This window comes from Enterobacter sp. 22499, assembly GCF_052044815.1.
GTDB classification, from domain to species: Bacteria; Pseudomonadota; Gammaproteobacteria; order Enterobacterales; family Enterobacteriaceae; genus Enterobacter; species Enterobacter bugandensis.
Genome location: NZ_JBQENR010000009.1, coordinates 170,121 through 182,016, shown reverse-complemented (window position 1 = coordinate 182,016; position 11,896 = coordinate 170,121). Strand labels below are relative to the sequence as shown.

At 57.0% G+C, this 11,896-nt stretch carries 4 protein-coding genes; all 4 read right to left on the bottom strand.

What is annotated here, in order from left to right:
* Window positions 1-11 precede the first annotated feature (11 nt).
* Window positions 12-1,832, bottom strand: a complete 1,821-nt coding sequence (gene recD / locus ACTJI7_RS21170; protein ID WP_063155103.1) for an exodeoxyribonuclease V subunit alpha — start codon at window positions 1,830-1,832, stop codon at window positions 12-14.
* On the bottom strand, window positions 1,829-5,371 hold the full coding sequence (recB, locus tag ACTJI7_RS21165) for an exodeoxyribonuclease V subunit beta (RefSeq protein ID WP_063155104.1): 3,543 nt from the start codon (window positions 5,369-5,371) through the stop codon (window positions 1,829-1,831). Before recB ends, recD begins: the two co-directional genes overlap by 4 nt.
* Window positions 5,368-8,250: a pitrilysin gene (gene ptrA / locus ACTJI7_RS21160; protein ID WP_063155105.1), complete on the bottom strand. Its 2,883-nt coding sequence runs from the start codon at window positions 8,248-8,250 to the stop codon at window positions 5,368-5,370. The genes recB and ptrA overlap by 4 nt, the downstream gene beginning before the upstream one ends.
* A gap of 263 nt (window positions 8,251-8,513) precedes the next feature.
* Window positions 8,514-11,888 carry an exodeoxyribonuclease V subunit gamma gene (recC, locus tag ACTJI7_RS21155; protein ID WP_063155106.1) on the bottom strand — a complete coding sequence of 1,125 codons (3,375 nt, stop codon included), beginning with the start codon at window positions 11,886-11,888 and terminating at the stop codon, window positions 8,514-8,516.
* Window positions 11,889-11,896 lie beyond the last annotated feature (8 nt).

Here is an 11,896-nt window from a genome sequence, read left to right as displayed (position 1 = left end):
GCCGGCGTCGTTCAGAGGGAGTCAAATATCGCGCTCAGCCCGCTTCGGCGTTCCGTGCGGGTGGCAATCGCCTGTACCAGCACCCGTTCATCGGTATACAGCGACAGGCGCTGACGCGCGCGCGTAATGGCGGTATAGATCAGCTCGCGGGTAACGACGGGGGAAAGCTGTGTAGGCAGGATAAGTGCCGCATGGTTAAACTCAGAACCCTGGGATTTATGCACCGTCATCGCCCAGGCAGTTTCATGCTCGGGCAAACGGCTCGGCTGGAAGGACTTCACGCTACCGTCCGGCATCTGGAACCAGACGCGGAGCCCCTGCCCGCGATCGAGCGCAATCCCGATATCCCCGTTAAACAACCCCAGCGCGCTGTCGTTGCGGGAGATCATCACCGGCCGGCCTTCATACCAGCGCGAGTGCGGAGTACGGTTGATTTTACGCTTTTGCGCCAGCAGCTGTTCCAGCCTGTCGTTCAGGCCGCTGACGCCAAAGGGCCCTTCCCTCAACGCGCAGAGCAGCTGGTATTCGCCAAACGCGGCAATGACCTGCTCCGGCGTGTTTTGCTGCTGTACGCCCGTCAGAAAATGTTGGTACCCCAGCAGGGCGTCATCCAGCATCGCCTGATACTCTTCCCCGGTTTGCAGCGATTTTTTCTCAATATCGGTAAAGGTACCGTCAAATACCGCACAGGTAGCGTGCCGGTCGCCCCGGTTCACCGCCGCCGCAAGCTGGCCAATGCCGGAGTCGCTGCCAAAACGGTAGCTTTTTTGCAGCAGACACAGGCTGTCGCGCAGCGCCCCCGCAAGTAAATGGTTTTCAGCCGCGAGCGAACATCCGGTCAGGCGCGCCAGCTCCTCAGCGCGTTCTGCGGTATACCCAAGGCTGGCATAGGTGCAGATATCGCCCAGTACGGCCCCCGCCTCCACGGAGGCAAGCTGGTCGCGATCGCCCAGGAAAATAACGCGCGCGTGCGGCGGTAGCGCGTCAATCAAACGCGACATCATCGTCAGGTCAATCATCGACGCTTCATCCACAACCAGCACGTCCAGATGCAGCGGGTTACCGGCATGGTAGCGCAGACGCTGGCTACCCGGCTGCGCGCCGAGCAAGCGGTGCAGCGTGCTGGCTTCGTTAGGGAAAAGCGCAAGCCGCTCCCCGGTAAGCGGCAGTTTTTGCAGCGCGCCGCCTAACGACTCCGTCAGACGTGCAGCCGCTTTACCGGTGGGTGCCGCCAGGCGGATACGACACTTTTGCTCACCCGATAACTGAATCAGCGCGGCAAGCAGCTTAGCCACGGTGGTCGTTTTACCGGTGCCCGGCCCGCCCGAAATCACCGATATTCGCCGCGTTAACGCCACTGCTGCCGCCACTTTCTGCCAGTCTGTCTCGTCGTCAGAGGTAAACAGCGTATCCAGCGTTTGCCGGAGCAGTGCTTCATCGCACGGGAGCGGAGCATTGGTCTCGCTGAAAAAGCGCGCCACCGTCAGTTCGTTACGCCACAGCCGGTTCAGATACAAACGCTCACCCGTCAAAATCATTGGCGTACCGGTATCGGCACTGCTGACGGCGGGCGAGCGGAGTAATATTTCTTGCCAGTCCACTGCCTCACCCAGAAGCGCGAAACACGCCTGTAAAGCCGGCGGCATTTTCTCATCCACCACCAGACGTGAAAGCGGCAGACAGACATGCCCTTCTCCCGCATCTTTACTCAGGATCGCCGCGGCAAGCATGACGGCAGGCTCTTCGCCCGCCACCATCATGGCAAATTGTACGTCCAGGTGGCGAAGTGCACGTTGTTCAATTGCGTCCAGCAGTAGCGCCTGCATCGTCATGCTACTTCCTCCGTGCTTGCAGCAAACAGGTTATCCATCTTTTCAATCAACTCCGCAGCCGGACGGGTGCTGAAGATACCCGAACGCGGGTTGTTAGCATCCACGCCGCGCAGAAAGAGGTAAATGACGCCGCCAAAATGATCTTCATAGCGATAATCGGCCATGCGATGGCGCAGGTAACGGTGCAGCGCCAGGGTGTAAAGCTGATACTGCAGATCGTAGCGATGCATTTGCATCGCTGAGGCCATCGCCTGCTGGGTATAGGCTTCGCTGTTTGCCCCCAGCCAGTTCGATTTGTAATCCAACAGGTAGTAGCGCCCTTCATGGCGGAAAACCAGGTCGATAAAGCCTTTCAGCATCCCCTGCACCTGGCGAAAATTCAGCGGCGGACACCCTGCGGATAACGGATCGTACTCGCGGATCAGCGCATCAAGCGCCTCGGCCCTGAGCGGGCTGGCGATGGGGAGGTAAAACTCCATCTCCACCTGCTTATCTTTGGCGGTCAGCTGGCTCAGCGAGATCCCCTGCGCCGTGAGCGGCGCGTGCAGAACAGCGCGGATCCATTCAGTGAGAACAGGCTGCCACTGTGCGTCGTAGCCGCCGCTCTGTAACATCTTCAGCACCCACTCTTCTGATACCGGCTGGGTAAAATCCAGCTCTTCAAACAGGCTGTGCAAAAACGTGCCCGGCGAGGCGCCGCGCGGAAACTGATGCGGCGTGAGCGCCGGCTCGACGGGCACGCTCCCGGCCCCAGCGGCATCCACGTCCAGTTTTGGCATCAGATCCTGCGCAATACTCTGTCCGTGCTGCTGTAAACCGGAGTAACTGGTGACGCGCCAGTCGTCAGCGATTGTGCGAGCCACCTCGCGGGCATGCAGCGCTGACTCTCCCTGCTCCGGCGTCTGCCAGCGGCTGCTGTCGGGCTGGGAGGGAATATGCAGGGCAACATGCTCTGAGCAAAGTGATTCGATGCACTGGCGCAGCCCTGCGGCATCTTTAGGCTCGCCGCGCTGAATAAGCCGCCCCAGCGCGCTCAGATGAAAATCACTCTCGCCGCTCTTTTCGCCACGGCGACGGAACAGCGGCGCGACGCCCAGGGAACAGTGCCAGACCGAACGGGTCAGCGCCACGTATAGCAGGCGCAGGTCTTCCGCGAGACGCTCGGCTTCGGCCAGCTCGACGCTGGACTCCGCGTTGCTGAGGTCGAGTACCGCTTCGAACGACTCGCGATCGTGGTAAAAAGCCTGGTCCTGTACGCGATAATTGGCGATAAACGGCAGCCAGACCAGCGGATACTCCAGGCCTTTCGACTTGTGAATGGTGACGATCTGCACCAGATGTTTATCGCTCTCGAGGCGCATCTGCTGGCTGGAAGAATTGCTGTTAGGGTCGGCAATCTGCTGGGCCAGCCAGCGCACCAGAGCATGCTCGCTCTCCAGCTGCGTACCCGCTTCCTGGAGCAGCTCGCTGATGTGCAAAATATCGGTCAGACGGCGCTCGCCGCCCGCTGTCGCCAGCATGTTTTCCGCAATGTGACGATGTGCCATGAGCTCGCGCACCATCGCCATCACGCCGCGCTTCTGCCATTTTTCACGGTAGCGCACAAACTCTTCTACCACAGCATCCCACGCGGATTCGTCAGTATTAAGCGCATCAATGTCACGCGCGTTCAGCCCGAGCATCGCGCTCGCTAAGGCGCTGCGGAGCGTGCTTTCACGCTCCGGGGCCAGCACAGCCTGCAGCAGCCATAGCATCTCGAGGGCTTCCAGCGTTTCAAAAACGCTGTCGCGGTTGGAGAGGTAGACGGACGGTATATTCAGTAGCGTCAGGGCGTCGCGGATAAGCGCGGCCTCCTGACGGCTGCGCACCAGCACCGTGATATCAGATGCCTTTACCGGGGCTGGTTTATCCTCCTTCCACAGCAACGCATCGCCGCGCGCGCCTGCGCTGAGCCAGTCCCTAATTTGCGCCGCACAGTGCTGGGCCATAGCATTTTGATAGTCCGCGACGCCCCAGCCTTCCCCATCAAGTAGCCAGAAGTTCATGGCTGGCTGAGTTTCGCCATTAACCTCGAAGCGCAACGCGGTATTTTTAGGGGCGAACTTGACCGGCTGGAAAGGGATCTCCTGGAACATAAACGCCGTATCCATGCGGCTGAAGAGCGCATTGACGCTTTCCACCATGCCGGGAGAAGAGCGCCAGTTGGTGTCGAGCGTGTAGTGCGCATCAACCTCGCTGCGGGCTTTCATGTAGGTAAAAATATCCGCACCGCGGAAGGCGTAAATGGCCTGCTTAGGATCGCCGATTAACAACAGCGCGGTGCCGGGCTGCTGGCGCCAGATACGGCGGAAAATGCGGTACTGCTGAGGGTCGGTATCCTGAAATTCGTCAATCATCGCGACCGGGAAGCGGGTGCGAATCGCGGCGGCAAGCGCTTCGCCATTCTCACTGCACAGCGCCGCATCAAGTCGGCTCAGCATATCGTCGAACCCCAGTTCGCCCCGGCGACGCTTTTCACGCGCGACGGCGTCGCGGATCTCCGTCATGGCGCGGACGATCATCAGATCGTTGAGCGTCAGGGGCTCCGCCAGCAGGGTTTCAATCGCCAGAAACAGGGGATGTTCAGGCACGATACCGTCGGCTTTGGTCCGCTCAACCAGGAAACGCCGGGAGAATTTCTCCAGCGCATCCGGGAGCTGGTAACCGCGCGTCTCTTCCTGCGCCCACGCGCTGATCTTCTCGATCCATTTGCCCTGGTTGCCGCGATTGAACTTACGTCGATCGATCCCGGAATTCTCGATGATCGCGTCAATCTCACCGACTGACTCAATCCATTTTTGTTTGATGTCGGCAATTTTAGCGATGATTTTTTCATGGCGTGAGGCCAGGGTTTCATCTGCTGGAGGCGGGGATTTGATGACCGGCGCCTCACCCTGCAGATAACGATCGATGGCGCGCAGCAGTGCTTCGGGCCCCTTCCACAACGCATGTACCGCTTCCGCAATATCCCGCTGTAACGGATAGCAGTGGCGACGCCAGAAATCCGCGCAGGCCTGATAGCGAAGCACGGATTCATCTTCAATAAGCTGTTGCTCAAACAGCATGCCGGATTCAAAAGCATTCAGGCTCAGCATGCGCTGGCAAAAACCGTGAATGGTGAAGACGGACGCTTCGTCCATCTGCCTTTCTGCGAGGAGCAGCCACTGGGCTGCCTGTTGCTTATCGGCAATCTCTTTCAGAAGGCTCGCGTAAAGAGGGTTATCCGTGCTCTGGCGCAGACAGGCGATGCGCAGTTCGTGGATATTGGTCCGAATACGGCCGCGCAGCTCAGCGGTGGCGGCCTCGGTAAAGGTAACAACCAGCAGCTCTTCAACGCTCAAAGGACGAGGAAAAGCGGCGTTACCGCCAAGCCCTAACAGCAGGCGCAGATAGAGCGCGGCGATGGTGAAGGTTTTTCCCGTTCCCGCTGAGGCTTCAATCAATCGTTCACCCTGCAGAGGTAAACGTAAGGGATCAAGGGACTCAGCGGTATCGGTCATTCTTTCTTACTCCAGGGCATAGATTGCTGCAACGCGCTGACGCTCTTCCAGACTTTCCAGCCTTTCGGGTTCACGTAGTCCGTTTTCCCGTTCTGGCTACCGGATACCTGAGACAGGATAGTGATGCCCTGCGGCTTAATCACGGCCTGATGGAAGAAATCGGCAGCCTTCTGCGGCGTCAGCTGTTTTATCTCAGCCACTACTTTATCACGCGAATCAAATTTCAGATTACCGCGATCGAAATCTTTGCTCAGCTGCGACGCCTCTTCGCCCAGCGTCTGCGGCGGCTGCATCACCTGCGCGATGACGGCCTGCTGGATCTGAGCAAACTCTTCCGGCTTCATGGCCCGCAGTTTTGCTTCCACCTGCGGGAAGAACGCCTGATAGCGGCGCCAGAGATAGGCCGGCTGTTTGTCGCTGCTTTGCAGCAGGAAGCCCAGCCCCCATTGACGCCCCACGTTCATTGAGAAAGCAAATACCGCATAGCCAAGCTGCTCTTCTGTGCGCAGCTGGTTATAGAACCACGGCTGAATAATCTGACCCAGAACGGCGCTCTGCGCAGAGCTTGCGAATTCATCATAGCCCGTTGGCACAAACACCGCGGCCAGCGCGGAATCGGTGCTGCTCCCCGCTTTTTCAAAGATCACATTCTGTTTTTTCTCAACAAGCACGTCCTGGTTACGGCACCACTCGTCCCCTTTCGAACCGAGCTGCGTGCGAACATTTTCTGCCAGCGTTTTGGCCTGATCTTCGCTCATGTTGCCGACGATAAGAAACTCCGGGCGCGTGTTGGTTTTTAGCGAGTCACGGTAAGCCAGCACCTCTTTTAATGAGATTGATGGCAGCAAGGCACGGCGTTCTTCACGCTGGAAATAAGGTATTTGCGACAGCATTTGTGCCGGCATAAGCGCCTGATCGTAAGCTTTGCCCTTTTCTGCAGAATCCATCATCTGCGCATACCAGGATTTAGCCTGCTCAAGCTGCTCTTCCGTTGGCGTGTAGCTGAAGTAACCCTCGAGCAGTGCCTTGAAAAGCTGAGGCAGACGCTGAGTATAGCCATTTGCATTAAGCATCAAACCGTTGTTGGCGTTGGTGGAGAAACTGATCCCGCCCACGGCCGCCTGGTTGCTGAGCTGATCGAGCGCGATACCGGCCAGATAGTCATTTAGCGCGAACATCACCTGATTTTTGGCGCTGTTCATCGCTTTCGGGTTACGCAGGACCACGCTGACATCAGCCTTTGGCTCGCTCGCAAAATAACGGCTTGGGGTATACACCACGCGCAGCGTCGGTTCATCAATAATGAGCTCCGGGTGCGGATAATCCTTAGTCGTTTTGATCAGCGAGAAATCATCCGGGATATAGGGGTTCAGCTCCGGCAGCTTCAACGCAATCTCACCGGCCTTCTTCTGCCAGTCGGCGAAGGTCTGGTCGCTGATTTTGTCTACCTGATAAGGGGCATCAACAAAGTATGCCGTCTTGTTATGCGGTTCGTTCGGGCTGATGTACCAGATGCGGGCATTTTGCGGCGTCATCATCGCCAGGCGCGCTTTTACCGCCTCGGCATCATAACGATCGGCAATATTGACCGCGTCGAGCGTGTGCGCCACCGGCACGCGGATCATGGTATCCGCCAGCCACTCCACGTAATCCATATCGCGGGTAATGGACGGGTAACGGAAATCGAGATCCAGCACGTGCGCCAGTTCATCAAAATAGCGCTTATCGACGCCTTTCTCGCGCAGTAAAGAGAGGTAGCTAAAGATAGCCGCCACCACTTCATCACGGTTGGCCTGACCTTTGTCGGTCAGGGTGGCGGAGATCGCCAGCACGCCGCTGTTGCCGTTTACCACGGGATCGGAATCGGCGCGGATCCCTTCCACCAGCCCCTGTTTTTGCAGCCAGTCAGATAAGGTTCCCGGGCTGCGGTTACCAATCAGGTAGGTCACCAGCTCGTCGGTTTTACTGCGAAACTGGGCTGTGTTGTTATCAATGCGGAACTCAACGCGCAGCACTTTGCGGGGCATGGCAGGAACGTAGTGGATGACGATCCCTTTTTGCGCGTCCGTGACAACCGGTACGTCTATCTTCGGCAGGTCAATATTTTTATTCGGCACCCGGCCAAACGTTTGTGCCGCCAGTCCGGCAAGCTCCGGCAACGGTTTGTTGCTGTAAATAACCGCCTTCATCAGGTTGGCGGAGTAGTATTTGTCACGAAACGCATGCAGGGCGTCAATGACCGGGCTTCCCGGTTTATCGCTCAGCGTCTCCAGGTTACCGCCCGAGAAACGTGAGCCCGGATGCGCCGGGTTGATGGTCTCGGCGCTGACCTGCGCCATACGCATACCGTCCCGGGTACGGGCCATGGTCAGCTCCGCATTGACGGCATTGCGCTCGCGATCGGCGTATTTTTTATCCAGCAGCGGCGCGGCGATAGCATCGGCAAGACGATCAACCGCCCCTGCCAGCGCGTCATTTTCGACTTCGAGATAAAAGGCCGTGCGGTACGGTGCCGTGCTGGCGTTGTGGCTGCCGCCATGCATTTTCAGGAATTCAGAAAGGCTATCCGGCTGCGGATATTTTTTAGAGCCCATCAGCGTCATGTGTTCGAGGTAATGCGCCAGCCCCGGATGCGCCTCAGGATCTTCCAGCGATCCAACCGGCACCACTAACGCCGAGAGGGATTTCACCGCCTGCGGATCGGAAACCAGCAGCACGGTCATACCGTTATCAAGGCGGATAGCCTGATACTGACGGGTATCTTTTTCGCTCTTACGGATAGTTTCCTGAACGGGTTGCCAACCGGAGTCTGCCTGAGTGACGGGAGCCCAAAGGGCGACAAACAAAACAAACGCTTTGAACAAGGTGCTGCCTGGCATTACGACCTCTTTATCACGGCTATCCCGTCATACTTCAAGTTGCATGTGCGTCGGCTGCATGCGTTCACCCCAGTCACTTACTCATGTAAGCTCCCGGAGATTCACGCCCTTGCCGCCTTCCTGCAACTCGAATTATTTAGGGCAAACATCATTAACAAACTGCGTGCTGGACACGCCAACATCTCTTTATTTAGGTACATCAGTCCGTGATAAGAAGTGCATCATAAATGAACACCCCATGCTGCGCAATTTTTATACAGCGCTCAGGACTGATTAAACTTAAACAACGGTAACAGGTAGCGCTGTGCCTCTTCCGTAATAGCCTCGAAGTATTCTGGCTCAAGCGTTCGCCATAGACGTTGATACCAGACATCCTCACCTTCACCGCGTACCATCATGTTTCCTTCATAGGCCTGCATAAATTTACTGCGCGCTTTCTGCAGCGAAGCCTCATCCGTTAACATCGCATCATTCTGCGCGTCATAACAGGCTTTTATCCACGCACCGCCACTTTCGGGCAGTAACAGGAGGGGTTTGTTCATTCCCTGAAGATAGCCCTCAATATACAAGGACAGATAGCGTAACGCCTGTTCTGCCTCCATGGGTGGGAAGCGCCATTCGCCCTCTTTGCGCACGAAGATCCGGCTTTCACCTTTATTCCCACCCGCACTGTAGACAAGATGTTCCAGCCAGAGTTGCAATCCTTGTGAAACGCTGAGCAGAGAAGGCCGCCAGCGCAGTAGCCCATCTGGCTGAACCTGGGTTAGCCAGCCCGTGAGCTGTATGCCCTTGCAGCTGAGATCGATTTCGATGCTGTGTCCGGGCTGGCGGTGCTCCCTGACGCGCTCCGCCAGAGCGGTCATCTCCTGGCACTGCGCCTCCCAGACGATTTCCCCAAACGCACCGTAAGGTAGTTGCCCTGCGGCACGGTAGCGGCGGTAAAGTTTGTCTGCATCTTCCTCTTCAACCAGCGCATTAAGCAGCTGGAGGTTTAGCTGATAGCGCTCCAGCCCTTCCAGAGTAAAGGGTTCTGCATCAGGAATTTCGCTCTCTTCAGAGCGGAAGTTGACCTGTAATCGCTGCTGGAAGAAGGCGCGCACCGGATGCGCCCAAAACCGCTGAAGCTGTTCGAAAGTCAGAGTGTTAATGGGCAGCGGATCAAGCGGCTGAATAAAATCCGTATGGGCTTTCCCCTCTTTTTTCGCTGCTGGCAGCCATTCGCGGGCATAGCTCTGCTGTTCGCTGACAATATAGTTTACCGGGTCAAACGGCATGCGGCTGTGGATACAGGTAATGTGCGCCTTCACCCGCTGCTCGCTTTCATCGCAGTTAAGCGCCTCATCCCCAGCCAGATAGTGGCTCTGGCCGATATAATCCACCAGTTCCTGCACCAGAACGGAGGGGAAGCGCTCGCTGTTGTCCTGAATGGAACGACCGATATAGCTGATATAGAGCTTACTTTGAGCGGAGATGAGCGCTTCAAGGAAGAGATAGCGGTCATCATCACGACGGCTACGGTCACCCCGCTTTGGATTTGCGTTCATCAAATCGAACCCCAGCGGCGCCAGGGCCCGAGGATAAATACCGTCGTTCATGCCGAGCAGGCAGACCACCTTAAAGGGAATGGAGCGCATTGGCATCAGGGTACAGATATTGATGGGGCCTGCCAGGAAACGCTGGCTGATTCGCTCCTGGTCAAGGCGCTGCGTCAACTCATCTCTCAGCAGCGACAAAGGAATTGCTTCGCGATAGTGGGAATTCACGCCCTCGTCAACGATAGCCTGCCACTGCGTTTCAATGAGCGCCATCGCCGCTTCGGTGTCGTTGTCTGGCAGGAAGAAATCATTAAGTAACGCCCTGCACACCGGGAGCCACTCTTCAAGCGGACGCGGCTGCATTAGCTCACGGCGCCAGCGGTTAAGCTGCATCAGCAGAGAAGCTAAATGCCCTACCAGGTCAGCAATCAAACCGCTGGACTCATCGTAAGGCAGCACTTCGTTCCACTCGCCCTGGCTGCTCTCCATGGCGTAGCCCAGCAGCATACGCGTCAGGCCAAACCGCCAGGTATGCTGGCCGGTTGGGGGAAGCTCGAACTCCTGAACGTTATCGTCATCGATGCCCCAGCGAACGCCTGATTCGTTTACCCACTGGCGAAGGTAGCGCAGCCCTTCTTCATTGATGTTGAAGCGGGCTGCCAGCACGGGAACATCCAGTAACGCCAGAACATCTTCGGAGATAAACCGGCTATCCGGCAGTGAAAGCAGGGTGATAAATGCCTGCAATGCCGGGTGCGACTGACGGGCACGACGGTCAGAGATGGCGTAAGGCAGATATCGCTCACCCGTCGCACTGCCGAAGACGGCCTGAATAAAGGGACTGTAGCTGTCGATGTCCGCCACCATCACCACGATATCGCGCGGCGTCAGTTCAGGGTCGTCCTGCAGCATCGCCAGCAGCCGATCGTGAAGCACTTCGACCTCACGCTGCGGGCTATGACAAACATGGATCGTGATACTGCGATCCTCAGCGTCCAGCTTCCGCTTGCTGTCGCTGCGCTCAAACTCTTTCGCCGTCACGCCCATGACGGCGCGGTTCTCCAGATCCAGAATATCTAACTGAATATTGTGCAGCAGACTATCCGGGGCGATCTCGACAAAGGCGTCAACGTCACCTTCGCCTGATGACGTAATATCGGAGAGCATGTGAATGTAATCACGCCCCAGCTTCCCCCATGAGGCAAGCAGTGGATTGGGCAGGTTCTGGATGCCGTCTTCATCAAAAAGCTGCCCGGCAGTCGAGCCGTCTTTAAACAGCGGGACGGATCGTTCTTCAAAAAGGCGCTTTCGCTGGCGAGTCACCAGCCGCGCAAGCCAACGTTCGTCGAGGATATCCCCCCAATACTGTCGGCAAGGGTTGGTGAACAAAATATGAATATCGATATGTTTACCCAGCGCATTCAACGCTTTCAGATAAACAGGCGGTAATGCGGATATCCCACAGATAAAAACGCGTGACGGCAGTCGGGCTGGACGCGCCGACGCATTCTCGAGTATTGAGATAAACCGATCGTACAGGTTGGCACGGTGCCACTTAGGCTGCCCAAGTTTCTCCGTATGCTCGACCAGCGCTTTCCAAAGCGGTGCCTGCCATATTTGCGCCTCCGGTAACCCTTCAACCAGTTCGCCCGCTTCCCAGCGAATTAACCAGTCAGAACGGTAAACAAGGTATTGGTCGTAGAGATCGGCGGTGCGCGACGCCAGCTGGAACAGCTTGCGCTTATCGGTATCGTCATTAAGGTAGTGGCGCAGCATGGCGAATTCATCATGCTGGAGCATCTCCGGCAGCAGCGCCATCAGCTTCCAGCTCATGCCCTGCTTGTTGAAGGCGCTCTGCTCGGGGATGTCCGGTAACACGCGAACAAACATCTCCCAGATAAAGCTCGCGGGCAGCGGGAAATCAATATTCGCGGCAATGCCAAACTTACGGGAAAGCGACATTTGCAGCCACTGTGCCATACCGGTGCTCTGCACCAGCACCATTTCAGGCTCAAAAGGATCGTCGAGCCGCTCGCGCTCAACGATAAATTCCATCAGTGCTTCCAGCACATCCAGACGATTTGAGTGGTAGACCCTTAACATAGACGCTC

What these genes read in the sequence shown, in the direction of transcription:
- recD (WP_063155103.1), bottom strand. Translation starts at nt 1,832, where the DNA reads ATGACGATGCAGGCGCTACTGCTGGACGCAATTGAACAACGTGCACTT.
- recB (WP_063155104.1), bottom strand. Translation starts at nt 5,371, where the DNA reads ATGACCGATACCGCTGAGTCCCTTGATCCCTTACGTTTACCTCTGCAG.
- ptrA (WP_063155105.1), bottom strand. Translation starts at nt 8,250, where the DNA reads ATGCCAGGCAGCACCTTGTTCAAAGCGTTTGTTTTGTTTGTCGCCCTT.
- recC (WP_063155106.1), bottom strand. Translation starts at nt 11,888, where the DNA reads ATGTTAAGGGTCTACCACTCAAATCGTCTGGATGTGCTGGAAGCACTG.